Annotated in this window: 19 protein-coding genes and 1 tRNA gene; 12 read left to right on the forward strand and 8 right to left on the reverse strand. The window is 65.7% G+C overall.

The genetic code is table 11. From position 1 onward, the window contains the following. Positions 1-16 precede the first annotated feature (16 nt). Positions 17-823, reverse strand: coding sequence for an alpha/beta hydrolase (locus tag R8G01_14620; protein MDW3215232.1), 807 nt, complete (start codon positions 821-823; stop codon positions 17-19). Beyond that, entirely contained in the window at positions 820-1,812 is a 993-nt protein-coding gene (locus R8G01_14625; protein ID MDW3215233.1) for a phytanoyl-CoA dioxygenase family protein, read from the reverse strand. The genes R8G01_14620 and R8G01_14625 overlap by 4 nt, the downstream gene beginning before the upstream one ends. Before the next feature lie 216 nt (positions 1,813-2,028). Between R8G01_14625 and R8G01_14630 the strand changes: the two genes are divergently transcribed. Then, entirely contained in the window at positions 2,029-4,122 is a 2,094-nt protein-coding gene (locus R8G01_14630; protein MDW3215234.1) for an alpha-galactosidase, read from the forward strand. A gap of 439 nt (positions 4,123-4,561) precedes the next feature. Beyond that, a complete protein-coding gene (locus tag R8G01_14635; GenBank protein ID MDW3215235.1) occupies positions 4,562-5,179 on the forward strand; it encodes a hypothetical protein in 618 nt (205 codons plus the stop codon). 105 nt (positions 5,180-5,284) lie between these two features. Here the strand turns inward: R8G01_14635 and R8G01_14640 are convergent, their stop codons facing one another. The 3 genes from R8G01_14640 to R8G01_14650 form a co-directional block, all read right to left on the reverse strand. After that, positions 5,285-5,548: a hypothetical protein gene (locus tag R8G01_14640; GenBank protein ID MDW3215236.1), complete on the reverse strand. Its 264-nt coding sequence runs from the start codon at positions 5,546-5,548 to the stop codon at positions 5,285-5,287. A gap of 96 nt (positions 5,549-5,644) precedes the next feature. Further along, positions 5,645-6,172 (reverse strand): hypothetical protein, encoded by a 528-nt coding sequence (locus R8G01_14645; GenBank protein MDW3215237.1) that lies wholly within the window; start codon positions 6,170-6,172, stop codon positions 5,645-5,647. Then, positions 6,169-6,966 (reverse strand): TIGR04255 family protein, encoded by a 798-nt coding sequence (locus tag R8G01_14650; GenBank protein ID MDW3215238.1) that lies wholly within the window; start codon positions 6,964-6,966, stop codon positions 6,169-6,171. The genes R8G01_14645 and R8G01_14650 overlap by 4 nt, the downstream gene beginning before the upstream one ends. Positions 6,967-7,611: 645 nt before the next feature. Between R8G01_14650 and mobF the strand changes: the two genes are divergently transcribed. From mobF to R8G01_14670, 4 genes are all read left to right on the forward strand, one after another. Further along, a complete protein-coding gene (gene mobF / locus R8G01_14655) occupies positions 7,612-10,914 on the forward strand; it encodes a MobF family relaxase (GenBank protein MDW3215239.1) in 3,303 nt (1,100 codons plus the stop codon). 347 nt (positions 10,915-11,261) lie between these two features. After that, positions 11,262-12,296 carry a hypothetical protein gene (locus R8G01_14660; GenBank protein ID MDW3215240.1) on the forward strand — a complete coding sequence of 345 codons (1,035 nt, stop codon included), beginning with the start codon at positions 11,262-11,264 and terminating at the stop codon, positions 12,294-12,296. 214 nt (positions 12,297-12,510) lie between these two features. After that, positions 12,511-13,554 carry a tyrosine-type recombinase/integrase gene (locus R8G01_14665; GenBank protein ID MDW3215241.1) on the forward strand — a complete coding sequence of 348 codons (1,044 nt, stop codon included), beginning with the start codon at positions 12,511-12,513 and terminating at the stop codon, positions 13,552-13,554. After that, positions 13,551-14,555, forward strand: a complete 1,005-nt coding sequence (locus R8G01_14670; GenBank protein MDW3215242.1) for a tyrosine-type recombinase/integrase — start codon at positions 13,551-13,553, stop codon at positions 14,553-14,555. Before R8G01_14665 ends, R8G01_14670 begins: the two co-directional genes overlap by 4 nt. Before the next feature lie 123 nt (positions 14,556-14,678). Here R8G01_14670 and R8G01_14675 read toward each other — a convergent pair whose 3' ends face one another. Next, positions 14,679-15,422, reverse strand: coding sequence for a hypothetical protein (locus R8G01_14675; GenBank protein MDW3215243.1), 744 nt, complete (start codon positions 15,420-15,422; stop codon positions 14,679-14,681). Between the two features lie 310 nt (positions 15,423-15,732). Between R8G01_14675 and R8G01_14680 the strand changes: the two genes are divergently transcribed. From R8G01_14680 to R8G01_14690, 3 genes are all read left to right on the forward strand, one after another. Then, positions 15,733-17,070 carry a hypothetical protein gene (locus tag R8G01_14680; GenBank protein MDW3215244.1) on the forward strand — a complete coding sequence of 446 codons (1,338 nt, stop codon included), beginning with the start codon at positions 15,733-15,735 and terminating at the stop codon, positions 17,068-17,070. 118 nt (positions 17,071-17,188) lie between these two features. Then, positions 17,189-17,563, forward strand: a complete 375-nt coding sequence (locus R8G01_14685) for a hypothetical protein (protein ID MDW3215245.1) — start codon at positions 17,189-17,191, stop codon at positions 17,561-17,563. 388 nt (positions 17,564-17,951) lie between these two features. Continuing rightward, the gene (locus R8G01_14690) at positions 17,952-19,100 is read left to right on the forward strand and encodes an IS110 family transposase (GenBank protein ID MDW3215246.1); all 1,149 of its coding nucleotides are present in this window, start codon (positions 17,952-17,954) and stop codon (positions 19,098-19,100) included. A 228-nt stretch (positions 19,101-19,328) separates the two neighbouring features. On the opposite strand, the gene R8G01_14695 is transcribed toward R8G01_14690, so the two are convergent. Then, complete coding sequence (locus R8G01_14695; protein ID MDW3215247.1) at positions 19,329-20,468, reverse strand: site-specific integrase; 1,140 nt, start codon at positions 20,466-20,468, stop codon at positions 19,329-19,331. A 101-nt stretch (positions 20,469-20,569) separates the two neighbouring features. Further along, a tRNA-Ala gene (locus R8G01_14700) sits at positions 20,570-20,645 on the reverse strand. Positions 20,646-21,304: 659 nt separating this feature from the next. Here R8G01_14700 and R8G01_14705 point away from each other — a divergent pair. Genes R8G01_14705 through R8G01_14715 form a run of 3 tightly spaced genes read left to right on the forward strand, consistent with a single transcriptional unit; the run spans position 21,305 to position 24,110 of the window. Further along, a complete protein-coding gene (locus R8G01_14705) occupies positions 21,305-21,763 on the forward strand; it encodes an OB-fold domain-containing protein (protein ID MDW3215248.1) in 459 nt (152 codons plus the stop codon). Beyond that, positions 21,760-22,953, forward strand: coding sequence for a lipid-transfer protein (locus R8G01_14710; protein MDW3215249.1), 1,194 nt, complete (start codon positions 21,760-21,762; stop codon positions 22,951-22,953). The genes R8G01_14705 and R8G01_14710 overlap by 4 nt, the downstream gene beginning before the upstream one ends. 2 nt (positions 22,954-22,955) lie before the next feature. Continuing rightward, positions 22,956-24,110: an acyl-CoA dehydrogenase family protein gene (locus R8G01_14715; GenBank protein MDW3215250.1), complete on the forward strand. Its 1,155-nt coding sequence runs from the start codon at positions 22,956-22,958 to the stop codon at positions 24,108-24,110. Positions 24,111-24,112 lie beyond the last annotated feature (2 nt).

The raw sequence follows: 24,112 nt of genomic DNA on the forward strand, positions 1-24,112 counted from the left end.
GCCCGGCCGGTGAGGTTCAGGCGGCCGGCGAGCTGTTCGCGTCGAGGAACGGCACCACGACGTCGGCGAAGCCGACGAGGTTCTCACGTCGGATGTTGTGGCCGGCGTCGGCCACCGAGCCGACCGTCACCCGCTCGTTGCGAGCGCTGATCTGCGCCGCGAGCTCGGGCGTGGCGATCGCATCGAGTTCGGGGTCACCGAGCACGACAAGGATCGGGACCTCGATCGACGACACGAGCGCTTCCCACTCGATCGGGGCCAGGTGCTCGATCGCCCGGGGGCCGAGCCCGTGCTTGGCCGGCGCCCACGAGTCGAACTCCTCCTCGGGCCACGTCGGGTGCTGTTCGCGGCCGAGCCGTCGGAGGTCGTCGTCCGACCGGCCTGCCAGCGAGTCGATCCACGCTCGCGCACCGTCGAGGCGCGCCCGGTCGACCGACGATCGATCGGGGCGCCACGGCGGGTCTTCGAGCACGACCGACCCGACGAGTTCGGGGAAGGTCGCGGCCAGCACCGTGACGGTGGTGGCACCGATCGAGTGACCGACGAGGATCGGTCGGCTCAGGCCGAGCTCGCGGATGACCGACGCCAGGTCGGCAGCCAGGATCGAGGGGTCGGCCGGGCCGCGGCCCGAACGCCCGTGGTTGCGGGCATCGACCGCGACGACGTCGAACCGCTCGGCGATCAGCTCGGCGAACCGACTCCAGCACCGCCCGTCGTCGCTGAAGCCGTGGGCGAAGACGACCGCCGGCGCGCCGGACACCCCACCGCGGTGCACGTGGATGTCGACGCCGTCGACGTCGATGTCGAGTTCGTTCCAGTTCATGACGTGCGGAACGGCATGTAGGAGCGGAACGACAGGCTGGTGTCGAGTTCTTCCGAGCTGTCCTGGACGACGTGCTGCGTGATGTGCTGGGCGTGGGGTGACAACGTCTTGAAGTCCTCGTAGGTGATGCCGGGGATCGTCGGCTCGCGGAACCACGGTGCGTAGAACTCGATGTTCGGGATCGCTCGCACCTCGTCGGACAGGTTCGGGGTGCCGCCGTGCCACGCGCGCACGTCGCGAATCTGGATCGATCCGGCGGGTGCCGGGCACACCGTGCTGAGCCGCATCCACTCGGGTTCCTCCTCGAGCGACGGCGGGGCGACGCGAGCGTGCTGCGTGCCGGGGATCTGACGGGTCGGGCCGTTGAGCGTGGTCTGGTCGAACGGGAGGAAGTTGACACACACGTACGGTGCCGGCAGGTCACGGGTGGTGAGGAACTTGCGTCGGTCGATGAACGAGCTGATCGGGGTGCTCTCGGCATCGACGTAGTCGCGCATGTCGGAGTGCAGCGGCTGGTAGTTGACCGCGCCCGGCAGGCAGAAGTCGCCGCTGCCGGACCGCACCGAGTAGTTCGGCGAGCCGAAGATCGCGGTGAGCAGGGGTGTGACGGTCGGCAGGTCGAGCAGCATCCGCCACTCGGGCCGGTGGAGCATGCTCCGGGTGACGCTGGTGCCGCCGAACGAGTATCGATGCGAGCCGCGGTTGCCGTCGCGTGTGTCGTCGAGCGAGACGATGTCGTCGACGACCTCGAGGACGCCGTTGGCGAGGAACTCGGTCTGCTCGGGGGTCAGCGCATCGCGGACGACGACGAAACCGTCCCGATCGAACAGTTGGACGGCACGTTCGATCTCCGTCGGCTCGAGGACGTCGAGACCGCGGATGCCGTTGTTGGCCTCGAGGTGGTCGCGCAGGGCGACGACCTCGGGGTCGGTGCGGGACGGTCCGGCCCATCCGATGTCGTGGGTCGGTGCACTCGTTGAGGGGTTCATCTCGGTCTTTCTGGGTTGTGCAGACGGGTCCGGCGCAGAGCCGGGCCCTTACTGACATTGTGTCAATAAGCCTCGGGGGTGCAAGGTAACCGACGGCGAAGGCCCAGGCAAGGCGAAGGCGCGCGCATGGTTCCGCCCGCGCTCCCGTGGCGGCCGCCGGCCTCGTTCCCCGGCCGGATGCGGCACGATGCGGGGTCCGTTCGCCAGACTGACGGCGTGATCCATCTGCAGGGTTCGTCCTTCGACGTCGTCGTCGATCTCGACCACGGTGCGCCGGTCGTCGCGCACTGGGGCCCGCCGATCGGCGACCCGAGCGCGCTCGCGAACGTCGACGACCGGCCGCTGGTGCACGGCACGCCCGACGCGGTCGCCCCGCTCTCCGTCGTGCCCGAGCACGGTGCCGGATTCACCGGCCGACCCGGACTCCGCGGCCACCGGCGGCGTGGTCGCCACTGGGCGCCCCGGTTCGAGCCGCGCGAGCACACGCTCGACGGTGGCCGTTTGACCGTCGTGGCGGAGGACCCCGTCGCCGAACTCCGACTCGTCACGACGATCGAGGTCGGCGAGTGCCTCGTGGTCGCCACCGAACTTTCCAACCTGAGTAAGCACGAGCGCTACCTGCTCGACGGGTTGTCGATCACGCTCCCGGTCCCGCAGCACCTCGACGAACTCGGCAGCTTCACCGGTCGCTGGACGCGAGAGTTCCAGCAGGTGCGGTTGCCGTGGCCGCACGGCGCCCACACGGCGGAGAACCGTCGCGGCCGTACCTCGCACGAGACCCCGCCGCTGCTGTTCGCCGGCACCGCCGGTTTCGGCGAGTGGGACGGCGAGGTGCTGGGTGCACATCTCGCATGGAGCGGCAACCATGCGTGGTTTGCCGACCGGCTCGCCGACGGCCGCCGCTACCTCCAGATGGGCGAGTTGCTGCACCCCGGCGAGGTCTCACTCGAGCCCGGCGAGAGTTACCGCACCCCCGACCTCGTCGCGGTGTGGTCGGACACCGGGCTCACCGCGGCGACCCAACGCTTCCACCGTCGCCTCCGCGCCCGCCCCGAGCACCCGGCCCGGCCGCGGCCGGTACTGATCAACACGTGGGAGGCGGTGTACTTCGACCACGACCTCGACACCCTGCGCGATCTCGCCGACCGTGCCGCCAGGGTCGGCGTGGAGCGGTTCGTCCTCGACGACGGGTGGTTCGGATCGCGGCGCGACGACACGTCGGGCCTCGGCGACTGGGTCGTGTCGGCCGACGCGTATCCCGACGGGCTCGCACCACTGATCGGGCACGTCACCGGGCTCGGGATGGAGTTCGGGATCTGGGTCGAGCCGGAGATGGTCAACCCCGACAGCGACCTCTTCCGAGCGCACCCGGAGTGGGTGCTGACGACCGACGGGTACGAACCCCCGCTCGGTCGGAGCCAGCTCGTGCTCGACCTGGCGCAGCCGGGCGCATTCGCCCACGTGCTCGGCCAGCTCGATGCGCTGCTGACCGATCACGACATCGCCTACGTGAAGTGGGACATGAATCGCGACCACATCGCCGCCAGCGGCGCCGACGGGGCGGCGGGGACTCGTGCCCAGACGCTCGCGCTGTACCGGCTGCTCGACGAGTTGCGTTCACGCCACCCGAGCGTGGAGATCGAGTCGTGCAGTTCGGGCGGTGCCAGGATCGACCACGAGATCCTCGCCCGCACCGACCGCGTGTGGACCAGCGACTGCAACGACGCGCTCGAGCGCCAACTGATCCAGCGCGGCGCGTCGATGCTGATCCCGCCCGAGCTGATGGGGGCGCACATCGGCCCGCCCCGCTCGCACACGACCGGTCGCCGCCACGGGCTCGCGTTCCGTGCCGCGACCGCGCTGTTCGGCCACCTCGGGATCGAGTGGAACCTGCGCGATCTCGGCGACGCCGAGCTCGACGCGCTCGCCGAGGTCGTGGCGCTGCACCAGCGTTTCCGGCCGCTGCTGCACGGCGGTGACGTCGTGCGGTTCGACACCGAGGCCGAGTTCGTCGCGCACGGCGTGTACCGGCCCGACCGTGGCGAGGCCCTGGTCAGCGTGGCCCGGATCGCCACGTCAGCGAGCCTCGTGCCGCCGCCGCTCCGTCTGCCGGGGCTCGCCGTCGACCGCCGCTACCGGGTCGGGCATGTTTCGCTGCCGCACGAGCCGACGGGTCCGAACCGCACGCTGCCGGCGTGGTGGAACGACGGTGTGACGATGACCGGCCGCGATCTCGCCAGGGTCGGCGTCCAACTTCCGGCGACCCACCCCGAGACCGCAACGCTCATCCACCTGACCGCGACGGACTGAAGCAGTCCGGCGAGGGGCTACGTGCCGTTGGTCGACTCCCGCACGACGACGAGTCGATCCCGGGGTCGATCGCCGGGTCGAACGAGGGACCGTTGCACCGCGGCGGACGCTTGCCGGTGCGATCAGACCTGGTGGAGACGATGGGAATCGAACCCACGACCTTCTGCTTGCAAATCTGGATTTTGGGCATATCGGGCTGGGCCGTGTCCTGTCGGCTCGTGTCAGAATGTGTCATCCACCAGGCGCGATCCGTGGACATGTCAACACGGCCCGAACGGGCTGACACAGAGCGGTGCTCACCGGATTGATACATCTCTGATACATCGACCCGGCGGACACCTCCTGCACGAGCGGATCGCGGTGGCGTCAGCAAGCGGGAATCGCCACGTCTATGCTTGGTTTTCGATTGATATCGCTTGAAATCCAAGCAATAATGAACATGCCGGCGACCGCACCTCCCCTCCTACCGGTCTTCCGCTCGCAGCTCCAAGGCGAGCTGCTCGCGCTCGTCCTGGTCGACACTGCTCGGCAGTGGACGATCGACGAGTTGGCTGATCGGACGGGTGAGCCCTACCAGACGGTCGCGACCGAGGTTCGCCGGCTGCAGGAGGCCGAGCTGCTCGTCGCGACGACGATCGGGCGGACGAAGCTGTTGTCGGCGAACGCGGCGAACCCGTACCTGCGGCCGCTCAGCCAGCTGGCGATCATGGCGTTCGGCCCACCACTCGTCATCGGAGAGGAGTTCTCGTCGGTCGATCGAATCGAGGCGGTCTACATCTACGGGTCATGGGCGGCGCGCTACCAGGGTGAGCCGGGCGCTGCGCCGAACGACATCGACGTGCTCGTCCTCGGTCGACCGGATCGCGACGCCGTCTACGAGGCCGCCCAACGGGCCCAGCAACGCCTCGGTCGCGAGGTGAACGTCACGCAGCGGACACGCAAGCAATGGGAGACCGCAAGCGACGGGTTCACGCAGCAGGTTCGCGCCTCACCGATGGTCGAAGTTCCGTATCCTGCAGGCCACACCGCGGTGGAACAACGGGAAGTGAGGTCATAGGGCAACTCGTCGGAGCACCGATCGCTCAGGACATTTGGCTGGGCTGCCACGATGCATTGTGGGGCACTCGGTTGCCTCAGAGTTCCATAGACCGTCGCATCGGGGCTATTCCAGAAACGTGCTTCCGTCACGAAGGCGACGATAGATGGGCCTCGTCTTCTTGCCGTTGATGAGTGCGTGAGCCGGATTGTCGTCCGTCTCGTCCGACACACAGTCCAGACCGAGCCCGACCGCAAGTTCAACTGAGAACTCTGCGACACCGACGCCGTCCTTCCTGGTGTACTGATGGTCCTCACCCATCGCCTCCACTATGCGCCGACGATCGACGGACAGCGAGGGGTCCTTGAACGCAGCGGTCGAGACCTTCATCCGTCCCGAATCGTCCGGGACGTATTGCTTCGGATGGACCCGACGCCAGACCAGCTCGTCGGGGTCAAGTGGCTCTGGCTGCGAAGGCGGCAACGCTCAGGCGATGCGGTCCGCAAGCAGCGAGTTCAGTTGAGCCACACCTCGCCCGTCGTTGGGCTGGCCTGCAACCTTCCATTCAATGTCGATCTCATCATCGTCGGAATAGGCGTTGCCAACAGCGGGGCCCTCCGGTGGCACTTCGACCTCGACAGACAAATCTGGACGATGCCACTCGAGTTGCACAGCGCCGGACGACAGGGGCACGACGTGGGGCCGAGAAATGGTCGGTGGCATACGGTTCAGAATGTCCACGGCTCGCTTGACACTCGACGCGTGAATCGAGCGCTCGCCGCAGCCGTTCCAGTTCGCCTTCAGGGCAACCACATCCCGCAGGTCGTCCAGTAAGTCATCCAGCCAGGCCGCCTCACGCAGCGTGGGCTCGATGTACAGAGTGATTGTCGCAGTTAAGGGCAGCCAGTCGTCCGAGAACGCCGAGCTACGAACGTCCTCGTCTGTCGTAACGTCCTCCACGCTCCAGTGCGATTCGTTGCCGATCGCTGAGCTCTTGGCTAGTACAGCAGTCATTGGATTCGCTCCCAGTGTGTGTGCATCTCGTTCGTGGTTAGCGCGGTGAACGTTCTCACGATTGCTTCGTGTCCTATGTCTAGGAACCGCAAAGCGCCCTGGAATGTTTCGTTCTCAGCATTCCCTCGTGCGACAAGAGTCAGCATCAGCGCTGCACGCCCCGTCTCGTTGTTCATTGCTGGTTGGACTGTAGCCCTCAAACCTCCATCGGTTCCTGGCAATGTGAACTGAAGGTTCAAGGCGGCCGTCTTAAGTTCAGCATGTAGTTCATCATTGAGGTCACCGCTCCAGGGCTTGAATACAGCACCAAGCTCACTCGGCTGCTCCCAGATTCCCGGCGTTGCTTCGATGGGATTCACGTACGTGACCTCAGCCACATCAGGACGAGGCTCCTCGTATCCGAACTCGCCGAGGTGCTGCACCAGCAAGGTCCACGCCTTCTCAAGCCGAGGCTTGATGGTGTCGTACCGGGGGTACGGGTCGTTCCCTTGCCGGCGCCAGTTCACGGCAATTCGGTCTCGCTGTAACTGAACGAGGTGCGACTCGTCTTGAGAGAGAAACCAGTAGCGAGGAACCGGCGGCGTGCTCGAGAACTCGAACTCGACGGTCCGTTCGAGGTCGGTCGTCATTCGTCCGAGAGGCGGCATGTCACGAACGATCGGGTAGTCAGGCTCGAGCAGCGACCGGATGCTCGCAAGGTCGGCCGAGCTCAATGGACGGTCCGTCTCGAACTGCACCGCCAGCGCGACCTCGTAGACGGGAGGCTTTCCGTAGGACGGAAGCGACATCGTCATCGTGCGTCTCGTTCGATCATCGCCTGCAACGATGTCACCATAACGTCTGCCGTGCCGAATCCGTAGGCACCGTCGGCTGCTCCAAACCCGGGTTTGCATCTGTGTGGCCGACGAGAGCCGCGACATTCAGTCCCGCGGGCCAATCTCGTAGGCGTCTGCAGGGTCTATCAGCGGGGCCTCCGTAACGGAGGTACCTCGTTCGGTGCTTTCAGTGGGTGATGAGCTCCGTCGGCGACGTTGCCGCGCCGCACACCTGTGCTGCGCCGGATCTGCTGACGCCTCGCGAGGCGATGGCGGTTCTTCGTATCGGGCGCACCACGCTCTACGCCGAGGCTCGTCGCTTCGGCGAGTCCGACGGAGCTGTCGGGATTCCGAACGTCGAGGTCGGCGGACAACGCCGGTTCCCACGTGTCGCTCTCGAGACGATGATCGGCTGCCCGATCACATGGCCGCCGTTCGACCTCGACACAGCCGCCACTTCGCCGCCGGCTGACACCACGTCGCACTCCGCTCCCTCGCAGCGCGCTCGTCGCTCGTCCGACTCTCAGCGGCTTCGACGCGTCTGAGGTCCGCCATGAACGCTCACCGCACCGACCCCTCGCGACAAATCAAGAACAGACAGGTGCCCGGCCGGAGGTGTGAGGGATGTTGAGGGTCTCCACCATCTACGCAGCGAGCGCCACCGCCACGGCGACCTACTACACGCAGTACCTCACAGACACTCCCGGCGAGCAGCCGGGCGACTGGCATGGCCGCCAGGCTGCGCTCCTTGGGCTCGGCGGTGACGTCACCACGGACGCGCTCGAACTGCTCCTCACCGGCCATGACCCAAGCCTTGGGACACCGCTCGGTCGGCCATTCGTCGACACCTTCCGCTCCGACGGCACCGTCATCCGCTCCGTCGCCGGGTTCGACGCGACGTTCTCCGCGCCGAAGTCGCTGTCGGTGCTCTGGGCACTCACCAGCGACGACGGGCTCGCCCGTTGTCATGACGTCGCGGTCAGCGCTGCGATCGACTATCTCGAACGTCACGGAGCGACGACTCGCGTCCGATCCAACGGCGGCCGGCAACATCTCGACACCCACGGACTCATCACCGCCGCGTTCCGCCAAACCACCTCACGCGCCGACGATCCGCAACTGCACACCCACGTCGTCATCTCGAACAAGGTGCAGACCCACGATGGGCGATGGCTCGCGCTCGACGGCCGCGTCCTCAAGCAGCATCAGCGCGCGCTCGGCGGGCTGTACCAGTCGGTGCTCCGAGCCGAACTCGCCGCTCGCTACGGCGTGACATTCGACGAGATCGTGAACGGACAGGCCGAGATCGCGGGCGTGCCCGAGAAACTGCTCGAACAATTCTCGAAGCGCACCGCCGAGATCGGCATCGCGATGCGGGACAAGCTGACCGGCTTCTACGCACGCGAGGGTCGCGACCCGACCCGGTTCGAGCGAGCAGCGCTCGAACGAGAGGCCGCCGCCGACACCCGAAGCCGCAAGACGGGCGCGGCCGTCACCGATCTGCGCACACGTTGGCTCGACGAAGCAGCGCAGGTCGGCGTCACGCCGAGTCAACTGATCACCGAGATCCAAGCGGCGGCACGCGCCAACCCCGACCCAGACGAGAAGCTCTCGGTGAGCGAGGTGCTCTCTCAGCTGGCCGATCGGCGGTCGACGTGGCATCGGATGGACGTGCTGCGCACGATCTGTGACGCGACATCACCGCAGCCTGGCATCGACGACGCGACGTGGGTGGCCAAGCTCGACCGGGCAGTCGACGAGGTCCTGGCGCAGTGCGTCGCGCTCGACCCGCCGGCAGATGGCGCTCGTCGGCGGACCTCGGATGGGCGGTCGGTCTGGCTCCCGCCGGTGACGTCACACATGACGAGCGAGCAGGTGATCCTCGAAGAAGACGTCATCATCACGTGGGCCATCGAATACAGCACCGTTCCGCCGTCGCCTTCGCAGACGATCGAGGTCGGCCAACTCGACATGCTCCAAGCCGAAGCAGCGGCCGACGTTGCCGGGCAGGACCCGCTCGCCATGGTCGTCGGCCCGGCAGGTGCCGGCAAGACCACGATGCTGCGCGCCGCCGTCGATGACCTCGATCGCCAAGCCCGACCCGTCTACGGGCTCGCCCCGACGGCGAAGGCGGCGCGGGTGCTCCAGGAAGGCACGGCGATGGAGTGCGACACCGTCGCCAAGCTCCTCTACGAATGGCGGCAGCCCGACCGTCCACCCAGATCCGAATGGCGACTCGCGCCCGGCACGACGGTGATCGTCGACGAGGCCGGCATGCTCAACACCGCCGACCTCCGGCATCTCATCGAACTCAGCCGCGAACAGCGATGGCGGATCGCGCTCGTCGGTGATCCGCACCAGCTGCAGGCCGTGGGTCGGGGTGGCATGTTCGCCGAGCTGTGCGACATGGGTCGTGTTGTCGAACTCGAGCGCCTGCATCGCTTCGACCACGCGTGGGAGGCCGCCGCCTCGCTGCGCATCCGCCATGGCGATCCATCCGGCCTCGACATGTACGAGAGCAGCGGACGCATCGTCGCCGGGTGGTTCGACGAGCACTTGGACACGATCGCCGACTATTGGCAGCGCCACAGCCCGCACGGCCGAGTCGCCATCACCACGATGTCGAACGATCATGTTGCGGCCCTCAACGACCGGATCCAGCAGACGCGAATCGAAGTCGGTCAGCTCGGCGCTCGGTCAGGCGAGATCGCCGATAGTCGACACGCCCACGTCGGCGACACGGTCGTCACTCGCCGCAACTGTCGCAGCCTCGTGACCACCGGCGGCGACCACGTCCGCAATCGTGACTACTGGACCGTCACTCACATCGGCGACAACGGCGATCTCACCGCGTCCCGCATCGACGGACACGGGAGCGTCACGCTGCCGGCCGACTACGTCCACGAGTTCGTCCAACTCGGATACGCAGCCACGGAACCCGGTAACCAATCCGACGACGCTCACCGGGCCATCACCCTCGTCTCGCCGGCCACGACGTGCCGCGGCCTGTACGTCGCGATCACACGAGGGCAGGCTGAGAACATGATGCTCGTCGTCACCGACACCCACGACGTCGCCGACGCGAGAGAGGTACTCGACCGCGTGCTCGTCAACGACCGCGCCGACCTCCCCGCCATTCGGCAACGACGAGAACTCGCCGAGCTGCAGCCATGTCGACGACACGTTGCGCCGACGCCACGCTGCCAGATCCCCGCCTGGTTCGACGAGGCTCGCACTCGCGTCGTCGATCGCGTCAGCGGCCTGCAAGTCCGACTGGATGAACTCGACTCGCACCGCAAGCAGGCAGAGCAGGACCTCGCAACCGCCGCGCACCATGTCGCTCAGGCTGACGAACGCCTCGCTGGCTACGACCAACACGTCGCGGAACTGCGTCACGGCGTCGACCGCTTGACAGCTGAGATCACCGCCGCTGCATACCGGGTGAACGGCTCGGGCGTACTCGCTGGCCGACGTGCTCGCGCCCGTCGCGATGAGCTGACAGCGAATCGGTCCGAGCTTCAGGCCGCACTCGAACAGTCAGCCAAGAACGCCGCCCCGCTCAAGGCCGAGCAGCGAGCGACATGGGTCCAGCGTCAGCACGCCGCCGAGACAGCCGATCGGCTGGAGACCGCCGGAGCGGAACTCACCCTCGAACTGACCGAAGCAATCGGAGAGCACACATCCCTCACCACGTGGAACGAATGGGCACTCGGAAAGCCGGTCGAGGCCGGAGCTCTCGTAGGCGCCATCCACTCGCTCACCCAGTCAGCCGAACTCGACCACCGAAACCTGGCTGGGCCGCTCGCGGACTGGTGCGAGGCCAACGGCGTCGTGGTAGCGACGGCGGTATCCCACCCAATGTCAGGCCAGCGGCAAGCGGGGGCCGCTCCCGCGGAGCCGACCATCCAGCTTGGGATCGACCTCTGACAGATGAGCCGCAGACAATCGCGGGCACGGATCTCCATACCACCCGCCGGCAGCGGCGAGGCGCCCATTCCCAGTCCCATAGGGCCACGCATCACCGAGACGCAGTGATGTGCGTCGGCCCGTTGCGGTCCACACCTCTTGGGTGAGATGATCGACGAATGCGGGAACCGGCGGCGAGTTCAGCCGTTCCACGACGCGGCGGGATGGTGGTTTCCATACTCGTCTGCCTCGCCGCAATGCTGAGCGCATGCGGTCCAGACGATGTTGTCGGCGAGTCCCCGAGTAGCTCGCCGTCATCGCCGCCGTCGGTGCTGCCAGCGACCACCGTCACCGTCGGAACGACAGCCGTGTCTGTCGATCGGCCGCCGGCCGCGACACCGGCCGAGCTGACCCAACGCACCGAACGGATGCCGTGGCCCACCGACCACGGCTTGTCACCCGAACTTGCCGAGCTACTCGCAGCGTTCGAGCTTGGTGAAGACTGGACCGGCACCCTCGCCGGAATCGCCTTCCTGGACGTTGGCGCCGATGAATGGCTCATGTGCTGGACGATCGACGAATCGCTCCCCGTCGGATGCGGTTCGGGTATCGCTCTCAGTAGCGCGCCCCCTGTGTACCTCGCCTCGCCGGAACGGTTCGAAACCCAAACCTCTGATTCCAGCGACGAACCAGCGGTCATCATCAGCACGTCGATCGTCAGCGTGCACGGCAAGTTCTTCGCAGACGCAGCAGTGTTCGTCCCATCGCACCCGGAACCGACCACGGGATCCGACATGAACACACCAACGGTCGCGCCCGGAACGCCCGACGATGCTGAGGACGTGCCCGAAGACTGGATCCCGACACCACCGCTCAGCCAAGAGAGCCTCGATGACAACCCCCTCGTTCGAGACATGTTGGGGGTCTCGGAGATGCTGGAGTACCCCGAGTTCGCTCCTTACGTAGCCGCGATCGGCGTGTCTCGCTACGTCATCGCTGACGCCAACGGTGACCCGATCAAGACCGACGATGAGGTCTACAACGAACGGTCCATTGAAATCACCGCCTACCACGGCCGAGAACAGCCAATCGTCTACCTGCTCAACGCCTCAGCCTCCTACGACGACCCCAACTACGGATACCAAACAGACGACCGCGGCGCCCTCGGCGTACTCGTCAAGGAACCCGGAACGAACCGATACAGCTTTCTCGCCGGGGCCGATCCAAAGATCTTCGGGGACCGTACGGCCTACGGCGACAACGACCGTCCTCGAGACGAGGTCACGCTCATCCCGTTCCTCACCCGCAAGTTCACGATCGACATCCAAGCCGACCGGTCCTTGATCGTCACCGACGAACTCGGCGAGATCACACGGCTCGCATGGGTCGAAATCCAGCCATAGCAGTATTCGTACCGAACGCGAGGTGACTTCCCGCGCCATTGACTGAGACTGGTTCGGCGAATCCCGTAGCCAGATCCAGATGGCCGTACCTGCGCAGCCACTCACTTCTAATCGGGAATTATCTCGTGTCACGGTTGGGTAGATATGTCGGTGATCCACCCGCCTGCTTGTTCCGTCGGTGACGATGGTGCAGCGGGCGTGATCGGAGGATCACATGAAGCCCATTTCGTTTCCGAAGCTGACGCTTCCTGACCCGGGTTCGCGCGTCGCCCCGACCCTCGGCCACCGGCTCGTCGACGACTATCTCGAGTCGGTGCATGCGCGGCTTCGACCGAACTCGACGTTGGCGGTTGTCTACGACTTGAAGGTGTTCTTCACCGTCATCGACGTCGACCCGCTCGACGTCCGACGCCGTCACGTGCTCGAGTTCATCCGCGTGCAGCGGACCGGTTCGGCCCATGCGACGGTGGTCCCGATGGACCAGTCCGACGGGTTGGCGTTGTCGACGATCCGACGTCGCCTGTCGACGCTCGCGGGGTTCTATGCGCACCTCGTCGCACTCGGAGAACTCGACCACAACCCGGTGCAGCGCGGCATGCCAGTGCGTGCCCCCGTGACCCGCGACCGACGTGTGATCCCACTGGTCCGACCGATCCGACACCTGCCACAGATCCTCGATCACGACGACGTGAACAAGTTGGTCGGAGCGCTCCGGAAGGAGCGGGATCGGGCGATGATCGACGCGATGCTGCTCGCCGGTCTGCGGCGTTGCGAAGTGCTCGGCCTGCGACTCCAGGACATTCGTTGGGGTGAACGCCGCTTGTTCATCGCTGACGGCAAGGGCGGCCATCAACGCATCGTGCCGATCTCGCCGCGCTTCTTCGACACGCTCCGCCGCTATCTGGACAACGAGCGACCGGCGGACGCGGAGACGCCGTTCGTGTTCGTCGTGTTGAAAGGACCCAACCGTGGCCGCCCGCTCACGGCGAAGGGGCTCGATGAGATCATGTTGGGTGCGCGCACGCGTGCCGGGCTCGAGCATGCGACGTGTCACGAGCTGCGCCACACCTGTTTCACCCGGCTCCGCGAGGCCGGCATGGCACTCGAAGCACTCCAAGCCCAAGCCGGTCACCGCTCGATCTCAGCAACGCAGATCTACCTGCACCTCGCCAACGATTGGCTCGCCGGCGAGTACATACGTGCAGCTCAAGCCGTTGATGCCCAGGCTGCACTCGGCCGCCAGGTCGTGGCGTCATGACCATGCTCGCGATCGAACACGAGCCCGTCGACGAGCGCTGGGCACGCATCGGCGCACACGCTCCGGTCCTCGCTGCGACTGCCCGCAGCTACATGGATCAGATTTCGGTGACCGCTCGACCGGGCACGATCAACTCGGTCGATGTCGCCTTGCGATTGTTCGCCAGCTGGATCATCGACCACGACCCCGCCGTCGTGTCGCTGCGACAGGTCAACCGTCGACACATCGAGCACTACAAGCTCTGGCTCGCCACCCGTGAGAACCAGCACGGCCAGCCGCTCAAGAAGTCGACGATCAATCTTCGGTTGTCGATGCTGCGCGTTGTCATCGAGCGGCTCATCGAATGGGACCATCCCGACACACCGACGAGGAACCCGATCATGTGGACCGACCTTCCCAAGATGGACGAGCCGCTTCCGAAGTTCCTCGACGACGACCAGGCCGCCAAGTTCATGGCCGCCGCAGTCCGACTTGATCCACAACGACGACTCATCGTCGAGATGCTGGCCCGCACCGGACTGCGCGTCACCGAGTTCTGTGAGCTCACCGACGACGCCATCGTGAAGATGAACGAGACGAACTGGCTGCGGGTGCCGGTCGGCAAACTCCACACCGATCGCTACGTCCCGCTGCATCCCTCGCTGATCGAGTTGCACCGGGACTGGCTGGCCTGGAACGGCCCGAACGACACCGGCCAGCTCATCTCGAACAAGGGCAGGCCACTGTCCGTCGACGTCGTTCGTCGCGTCGTGAAAGCCTGCGCCCGGATCGCCGGGATCGGCCACGTCCATCCCCACCAATTGCGTCACACGCTCGCGACGCAGTCGATCAACAACGGCATGAGCCTCGAAGCTGTGTCCGCGATGTTGGGGCACCGATCGATGCGCATGACCCTCGTCTACGCCCGCATCGCAGACCGCACCGTCGCCGACGAATACTTCGCCGCCGCCGACAAAGTCGACCAGCTCTACCAGACCCACTTGACAACATCACCGGCATAAGGGCCGTTCTGTGACGCGGCTTGCTCGACGGCGGTCGTGACTACCGGGCGCCGATATCGGGTGGCCCTGAACGAGGTCTCGAGCAGCAACCCGGCCCGCAGTTTCTGAGTGAAGCCCCGCGTGTCACACACCGGCCTGACGAGCGATCATGTCCGGCAGGTCGCGGATCTGCTTGACCCGCTTTAACTTGATCACATGGTCGAGCACTGCGTCAGGCATCCCCGCCTCGCGCATGAAGCGATGCGCAACAGTTTGCTGTCTGATCGCCGATGGCGGAGTATGTGAGCTGGTGATCGGATGGGCGGTGTCGAGGGGGATCGAACCGAGGCGAATGGCCGAGTCAACATCGATGCTCGGCTGTGACGCAGTATCGACCCGGGTGGATCGGGGGTCCGATGTCGGTGAGAGATCTGTTTGGCCGTGCCGTCGGTCTCGATTGACACCTGCGGTCGAGATCTTCGTCTTACCGCGTGACACATTTGAGGCCTCACCGCCCTTTCTTCGGTGATGGGAGCTGGCCCCGATACCGCGATCGAGAACGTCATCGGCTTCGACGCGTTCGTCGCGGATGCAGAACCTCGACTGCGACGGGCGCTCGTCGCCCGGCACGGCGCCGAGCGTGGTCGCGAGGCGACGATTGATGCGCTCACGTACAGCTGGCAGCACTGGGATCGTGTGCGCAATATGGCGAACCCGGTCGGGTATCTGTATCGGGTGGGCGCGAACGCCGTTCGCGCTGAGCCGGTCGTTGTGCCGTTGACCGGTCAGGAACCGGCCACCGAACGCGCACCGTGGATCGAGCCCGATTTGGAGCGTGGACTCGATCTGCTCACTGAACACCAGCGGGTCGTCGTGGTCCTCCGCCACAGCTTCGACTGGACCTACGGCGAGATCGCCGACTTGCTGGAGATCTCCGTGAGTTCCGTCCGCAATCACCTGCGGCGGGGTCTCGAAAAGCTCCGTGACGCATTGGAGGTGTCCCACAATGACTGATGTCGAAGAACTCTTGCGGGCGTACGGTCGACTCGTCGACGATCGCGTCGAACCGGTCGATCGCGACGAGATGCATGGGCGAGCTCCGATTGCGCCGCCGATCGAGCGGCGCCCTCGGTCGATGCGTTGGATCGGCCCATTGGCGGGCGGACTCGTTGCGGCGTCGGTGGTTACGCTTGTCGTGGTGGCGGTCGGCGCGCTGGCTCGCGACGACGCCGATTCCGTCACCGACGTCCCCGGATCGATCGAACGCGATCCGCCACTGGCGGAATTGCCGAAACCTGACCAAGTCGTCGTCACCGACTCGAGCGTGGGTTTGATCACGTGGAGTCGAGTGATCGGCACCCGCACCGATCTGCCCGAACTGATCTCGGGCGTTGACGAGGACGGCGTGCTGGTGGGGCGCGACCGGGACACCTCGGTGACGTGGCGGTCGGTCGACGGCGGGCAATCGTGGGAACGAAACGTCAGTGACGGCGTCCGTCGGGTGATCGACGGAGTGGAGTGGGTTGCCCGTGACGACGCGTTCGACCACGAGCCGGCGGTGCTCACCTACGACACCGGGACTGGCGAGCAGTTGCTCGAGCTGCCCGAGTTCCGCGTCGGCGTCGAGGCACCGTTCGAGCTGACGAGCAGCATCGGAGGCGACGAGCTTGGCCTCCCGTTCTCGCTCGCGCGACGCACCTTGGTCGTCGTCGATCGCCATGTCCTTCCCGACTGGGACATGGTGACGGGCACCGACGAGTGGTCGTCGGTGAGCGTCGAACTCGACCAAGGTTCGTGGACGAGCACGCGCGATGCGCTGGGCACGTCTTTCTTCAACTACTCGGTGCGCCAGACGCCGCAGGGTGCCGAGTTGCTCGACGAGGACGGCACGGTCGTGCTCGGGGTCAACGGTGTGCCCGGCTTCGTCGGTGCCGACCCAGTCCAGCTTTTCGCCGGAGGTGTCTCCGTCACCGAGCTGTACGAGTTCGACAGCGGCACCCTCCGATCGATCGATGTTCCCTGGGGAGTCGGTGACCGTATTCGGTTCGCGGAACTCAACGGAACGCTCATGGCCTACCGCTCGTCGTCGCCCCCAGCGAATCAGACGCTCGCAGCGTGGTCGTCGGCCGACGGCCTCACCTGGGATCGACTGGCCCTCCCGGTAGACGCAGCCGACGGCTACTTCAACCGCAACGTCGACGGCGACGTCATGCTGATCGACACGAGTATCCCGTCACGGGCTTGGACGACCGTCGACGGGCGCTCATTCGAATCGATCCAGCCCACCGAGGGAGACGGGCGTTCTGCTGGAGACTTCGGGTTCGTCACAGTCGCGAACTACGACAGCCCGTCAGTGCTCGTCAGCCCGGACGGCGCCGAATGGGAGCGCATCGACGTCGACGACCTACGAGAATTGGACGACGGCACCACCTTCGACTTCTTCGAGTTCCGGGCGATCGGCGACCGGATCTTCCTGACCGGCAGCGACGGCAACCGACGGCTACTCCTTTTCGGAACCGTGTCATCGAACGAATGAAACTCGCCCCGTCTCGATGCCGGCGCACTGGTTCGCATATTACGTGGCACCGCACCGGGGCCGCGATGCGGCGCGGAGGCGTCCGAACGTCAAGTTCGACGCGTGGTAGCTGGCCGGTGTGGAAGTGTGGATTCAGACCTTTGACCCGATCATGGAGGCACGGATGAAGCGAAGCGCAACGCGAACTCTCTTCGGCGGCGCAACGGTCGCGTTGGCCGCCGCCGGTTGCGGCGGCTCCGAGGCTGACTCCTCGAGCGATGCAAATTCTGCGACACAGTTCTTCCTCGACTTCGCCGACGTGGCGGGTGTCGAACTCGACCGATCGTGCGTCGAAGATGCGGTCGAAACGCTGAGCCCTGAGGACACGAAGATTCTGGCCGACGCGCCGGCCGCGAGCATGGAACTGATCGCAAGTGCGCCGTTCAACGACGCGATCGAAGCCGTCGGTGAAAGGATATTTGATGACTGCGTCACACCGGAGCTTGACGAGTGACGCTTCTGCTCTAAGGTCAGTCCGTTGGTCGGCGTCCATTTCAACGCTCGACATCGCCCCAGACCTGCGCGATATCCTCACTTCCAATCGGGGACAGCGCGCTGCTCCAGCTCATAATCGCGGCCGAGAACGGGCTGTCCCGTACTCGGCTTCCGGCCTCTTGTCATAGTTGACGGTGATCCGGGGGCTCGGCCAGCCTTTGGGTCGGGGTTCTGGATGGTTCGCTCGGTATTCCGGCTGCCCGACGCGTTGTAGCGCGGCGTGGCTCTGCTTTCGGCTTGCGGCCTGAACCTCGAGACGGGGTCGTGGCTGAAGAGAGGTCTGCACAGCTCAAAGAGGCGTTGCCCTGCTCCGTCGCACAACCTGCAACGAGAGAAGGGAATCTGTGATGTTGAACGAAGTCGTGATCGGTCTCGATCCGCACAAGGTGTCGAACACGATCGTCGTGTTGGAACGCGACGAGACGTTGTTAACGAGACGCCGATTTGTCCATGACGACGACGGCCTGGCCGCGATGTTCGCGGCGGTGGCCGAGTTCCCGAAGCGGGTCTGGGCGGTCGAGGGTGCGAATGGGATGGGCCGCAACATCGCCCAACGGCTTGTCGCCGCGGGTGAGACGGTGATCGATGTGCCGGCGAAGTTGTCGACTCGGGTGAGGGTGTATTCGACCGGGCACGGCACCAAGACCGATCACACCGACGCGGTCGCGATCGCTCGTGCTGCGATCCACTCCAAGCATCTGCGTCGGGTGCAGCCTGACGGTCCGAACGTGGCGTTGAAACTGTTGTCGGATCGACGCACCGAACTCGTGCGGTCACGCACCTCCGCGGTGTGCCGGCTGCACAGGTTCTTGCGCGAACTGATCTCGGGTGGGGCGCGACTGTCACTGTCAGCTGAGCATGCGTTTGACCTGCTCACAGCACTTGAGGTCGACAACGTCGCCGATCAGATGCGGGTTGAGCTCGCGATGGAGTTGATCGACGACATCGCCCGGCTGGATCTGAAGATCGATGAGATCACCAAGCGCATCAACGCCACCGTGAAGGCGTCGGGCACCACGTTGACGCGGGTGTATGGGGTCGGGCCGATCAACGCTGCGTTGATTCTCGGTGAGGTCGAAGACGTCTCCCGTTTCGCCACCCGTGATCACTTCGCGAGCTACTGCGGGACCGCCCCGATCGCAGTGTCATCCGGTGATGTGAACCGGCATCGACTGTCACGTTCCGGGAACCGTCAACTCAACCGAGCCATCCACATGGCTGCGGTCACCCAGATCAGATTCGACACCCCCGGACGGGACTACTACCGCCGCAAGATCGCCGAAGGCAAGAGCCGCCTCGAAGCACTCCGCTGTCTGAAACGACGTGTGACCGACGCCGTGTGGCGCCAACTCCAAGTCGACCGGCAAGACGACCAAACCCAAGACGACACCTGGCCACGCCGGCCATCGACACGACAAGGTGAACCGTCGTATCGGTCACCAGCGACACTGCGGATGAACGGCAAGCCGATGCAACCACGACCGACCCCGGTCTAACCTCGGCGTCGGGTTCGGGGTGTGGCCGCAACGAAGAATCAGCCTCGAGGTGCGAGCTGATCACGCGGACGGCACACGCCAACAGACGTCCTCATATGCCCACCCCGAACCCACCTCTTGACAGAGAGGAGCCGAAGTCGCACGCCTGATCGGCAACTTGGGGCGCCCCATAATCTCCGAGTTCGCGGGCGAGCGGATAGCTCGAACAACCCAGGCGTTCCTGACCGCTTACCCGCGCTGCTCGGGCCCTCGGCGGAGACGCTCGACGACGGCGGCTTGGCTGTTGGGCAAGGCGTGGGCGTAGGTGTTCATGAGCATCTCGGGGCTGTGGCCTAACAGGTCGGCGATCGCTCTCAGCTCGCCGAGATCTGTCGAACCCTGGACCATGTGGGTGGCGGCCGTGTGGCGCAGCCCATGGGACGTGAGTCCGGGGAGGTTGTTCCGTTCGATGATGGTGGCCAAGGCTCGATCGAACGATCGTGGGAGCACCAGTCGACCTGACCGCGTCGCAATGATCAGGTTGTTGTCCTCCCACTCGCTGCCGGCTGCCAACCGTTCTGCCGCCTGTTCGGCCCTTCGCTTCGCGACGACCCGCATCGTGTCGTCGTCGATCGGGATCGTGCGTCTCGAGCGTTCGTTCTTCGCGTCGCTCCATCGCGGTCCCGCCTTGGTCGCGACCAGACTCTCGTCGATCCGCAACGTGTTCGCCTTCACGTCGAGGTCGTCCCAACGCAATGCGAGCACCTCGCTCCGACGCAGGCCATAGAGCACGCCCAGCCGAAACGCGATCGCCCAGCGATGGTCGGCGGTGGCGGCGAGGAAGCGGTCAACTTGCTCCGCCGTCCACGCAACCGTCTCTTTCTCCTTGACCGGCTTCGCCACCGACCGGGGCAAGCCAACACGAGCCGCCGGCGATCGGGAGATCAGACCTTCGTCGACGGCCTCCGTCAACGCCGCCCTCAGCACCGTCCGACAGATCTGCACGCTGCGCTTCGACAGCCGTCCGCCAGCGGCGAGCGCTTCGATCCATTGCGCCACATCGTCCCGGTCCAACGTCGCCAAGGGAATCGCACCGAGACCGTCCTCGATGTGCGGGATCGCCCAGGCGTACTGCTCCTGCGCCTTCTCGGTGATGTCGGTCCGGCCGGCCACGTAGCGACGCACGAGCCAACTCACCGTCCCACGTTCGGTCGACCGATCCTCGGCCTTCATCGACCGCGCTGCGGCAAGAGCGGACCGCTGCGACGCGTACGTCCCGATCTGCCGCGGGCGGTGTTTGCCGGTGGCAGTGTCGATCCCGTCGACACGCACGACCCACTTGTCACGCTGCTTGCGGACTGTCGGCTGACCGGTTGGCTTCCACGCCATGTCGCCACCCCCGAGGCTGATCGGCGCCCGGCGGCTGATACATCGCTGATACATCCACGATTTGCCGGACTACCTCCAAGCGTATCATGCCTGGTCAGACCTGGTGGAGACGATGGGAATCGAACCCACGACCTTCTGCTTGCAAAGCAGATGCTCTACCAATTGAGCTACGTCCCCGAGTTGGCGACCGTCAGGATAGCGAGCGATTCCGGGTTCTCCAGAGGTCCGACCGGTGCGGATGTCGGCGAACTGCACCGCACGGTGCTCGAGCGTCGAGGACCGTGGACCTTGCTCCGTCCGCCCGCGTGACCATCGTCGGCACCGTTGGCAATCCAACATGCAATAGATTACAATCTTCTTGATGGCTAGCGAGGTGAGCCCCACCGACGATGGCACCCGCAGGGTGATCGTGGGTGCATTCGTCTCCGACGCCCCGCCAAGTGTCGGCCGACACGAAGTCGCAACGGACCGAGGCACGGACCTCAGCCGATGAGTCTCGACACACGCACCGATCTCGCCGACATCGTCGCCGAACTCGAATCCAGGATGACAATCGCCATCGGCGGACGGGCCACTCGTTCTCGCCGGTGCCAGCCGGCGCGACCTGATCCGCGAAGGTGTTGCGATGAAGCGTGGACCAGTCCGATCATGGACCCAGACCATGCTCGCCACCGAAGCACCGATGCTGATCGGTCCGGTCTCGTCGAGGGCCGAGTCGGCGCCGGAATTCTCCCGACCGGTCAGGTCGTCGGCGCGATCGACGACCTTCCCTCCGTTGCCAACCTGATGACCGAGATCGATGCGCGCAGCGCACGAGCCACACCAGAGAGGGCCTGATGAGCCAGACCGCAAGCCGCACACCGATTCCCGCCGTCGACGGGTGGTTCGAACTCGAACCCGAACCCGCCCTCATCGGAGCACGATGTGTCGAATGCTCGACCGTGGTGTTCCCGCCACCGAGCGAGTCGACCCCGTGCCCGAACCCGCGTTGCGCGAGTGACCGGTTCGAGTCCCACCGCCTCGCGACCACCGGAACGATCTGGTCGTACACCGACGCCCAATATCAACCGCCACCCCCCTACATCCCCACCACCGACCCATACGAACCTTTCGCGTTGGCCGCAGTCGACCTGGCCGACGACGGCTTGATCGTGCTCGGCCAGGTCGCGGAGGGTTTCGGCGTCGACGATCTCGCCGTGGGCATGCAGGTCACCCTCGTGATCGAGACCTTGTACAGCGACGACCAGCACGATCACCTGATGTGGCGCTGGCGACCCGAAGGAGACCAGTCATGAAACACGATGACGTCGTGATCGCAGGTGCAGGGATGCACCCCTGGGGCAAGTGGGGGCGCCACTTCAGCACGTACGGTGTCGCAGCGGCGCGGACCGCGCTGGCCGACGCCGGGATCGAGTGGACCGACGTCGACTTCATCGTCGGCGGAGAAACCGTGCGCAACGGCTATCCCGGATACGTTGCCGGCGCGACGTTCGCTCAGGCCCTCGGCTGGTCGGGGGCGCGGGTGGCGACGTCGTACGCCGCATGCGCTTCGGGCGCCCAGGCGATCGATGTCGCCCGCGCCCGGATCATGGCCGGGTTGTCGGAAGTGGCATTGGTCGTGGGGGCCGACACGACACCGAAGGGCTTTCTCGCACCGGTTGCCGGTGATCGCTGGGACGATCCGGACTGGCTGCGGTTCCGTCTGCTCGGAGCCACGAACCCGACGTACTTCGGCTTGTACGCCCGCCGCCGGATCGACCTCTACGGAGCGACGACGGACGATTTCGCCCACGTCAAGGTGAAGAACGCCCGTCATGGTCTCCACAACCCGAACGCTCGGTACCGCAAGGAGGTCACGACCGACGACGTCGCAGCGTCGCCGGTCGTCGCCGATCCGCTCCGACTGCTCGACATCTGCGCGACGAGCGACGGCGGGGCCGCCGTCGTGCTGTGCAGCGCGGACTACGCACGACGACTCGACGATGCTCGTCCGGTTCGCGTCCGTGGCGTCTCGACGGTCACGCCGACCTACCCGAACACGGTCATCGAGATGCCCAACTTCGCCACCGACTCGAGCGCGGTGGTCACACCGTCCGACACGGCGTTCCGCGACGCCATCGCCGCCGCCGCGTACGCGGAGGCGGGTCTCGGCCCTGATGACGTCGACGTCGCCGAGGTCTACGACCTGTCCACCGCACTCGAACTCGACTGGTACGAGAACCTGCAACTCTGCGGTGTCGGCGAAGCGGAGAAGTTCCTGCGTGACGGACACTCGACGATCGGTGGTCGGACCCCGGTCAATCCGTCCGGTGGGCTGGCCTGTTTCGGTGAGGCGGTGCCCGCTCAGGCGCTCGCCCAAGTCTGCGAACTCACGTGGCAGTTGCGCGGCGAGGCCGGCGACCGTCAGGTCGAGGGCGCTCGGGTCGGAATCACCGCGAACCAGGGCCTGTTCGGTCACGGCTCATCTGTCATCCTGTCGACCTGACGATGGACCTTCGATGGACGCCGGAACAGGACGACTTCCGGCACGAAGCACGCAACTGGCTCGTGGAGCACCGAGATCAGTGGCTCCAGTCGTGTGACCACCGCCCCGAATCGGGTGACACGAAGACCGGGTTCGCCCAGCACCTCGAATGGGAGCGAATGCTCCATCAGGGTGGCTGGGCTGCGGTGTCGTGGCCGAGCCGGTACGGCGGGCGCGACGCCTCGCTGTGGGAATGGCTGATCTTCGAGGAGGAGTACTACCGCGCCGAGTGCCCGCAACGGGTCACGCAGAACGGGATCTTCCTGCTGGCGCCGACCGTGTTCGAATTCGGAAACGATGCGCAGCGCGACCACGTCCTGCCTCGGCTCGCAGCCGCAGACGACCTCTGGTGCCAGGGTTGGTCCGAACCGAACGCAGGTTCCGACCTCGCCTCGCTGACGTGTCGAGCCGAGCGCGTCGACGACGGGTGGCTGCTCAACGGCCAGAAGACGTGGACGACGCGAGGCGCGTTCTGCACGCACCTGTTCGGATTGTTCCGCACCGATCCCGAGCAGCAACGGCACCGCGGCCTGTCGTACCTGATGGTTCCGCTCGACGCCGACGGCGTCACGGTCCGCGGATTCGGCCGACTCGATGGTGACGAGGGTTTCGCCGAGGTGTTCTTCGACGACGCCTTCGTGCCCGACACCGCGATCCCTGGCGGGGTGGTGCTCGGTGGCGTCGACGACGGTTGGGCGGTCGCCATGGCGACGACCGGTTCCGAGCGCGGTCTCACCCTGCGATCTCCTGGACGATTCACCGCTGCGGTGAATCGGCTCGTCGACCTCGCCTCCGAGACCGACCACGCCGTCACCGACGACATCGCCGACGTCTGGATGCGGGCCGAGGCCTACCAACTCTTCACGCTGCAAACCGTGACCCAGCTCGCGAACGGGGCGTCGATCGGAGCCGAGTCGTCGATCAACAAGATCTGGTGGTCGGAGCTCGACATCGGCATCCACGAACTCGCGCTCGATCTGCTCGGCCCAGATGCCGAACTCGAGCATGCGTGGTCGAAGGCATTCCAGTTCGCCCTGTCCGGTCCGATCTACGCCGGGACCAACGAGATCCAGCGCAACATCGCCGCTGAACGTCTCCTCGGTCTCCCCAGGAAGTGACC

Source organism: Ilumatobacteraceae bacterium, assembly GCA_033344875.1.
In the GTDB taxonomy this organism is placed as follows: Bacteria; Actinomycetota; Acidimicrobiia; order Acidimicrobiales; family Ilumatobacteraceae; genus Ilumatobacter.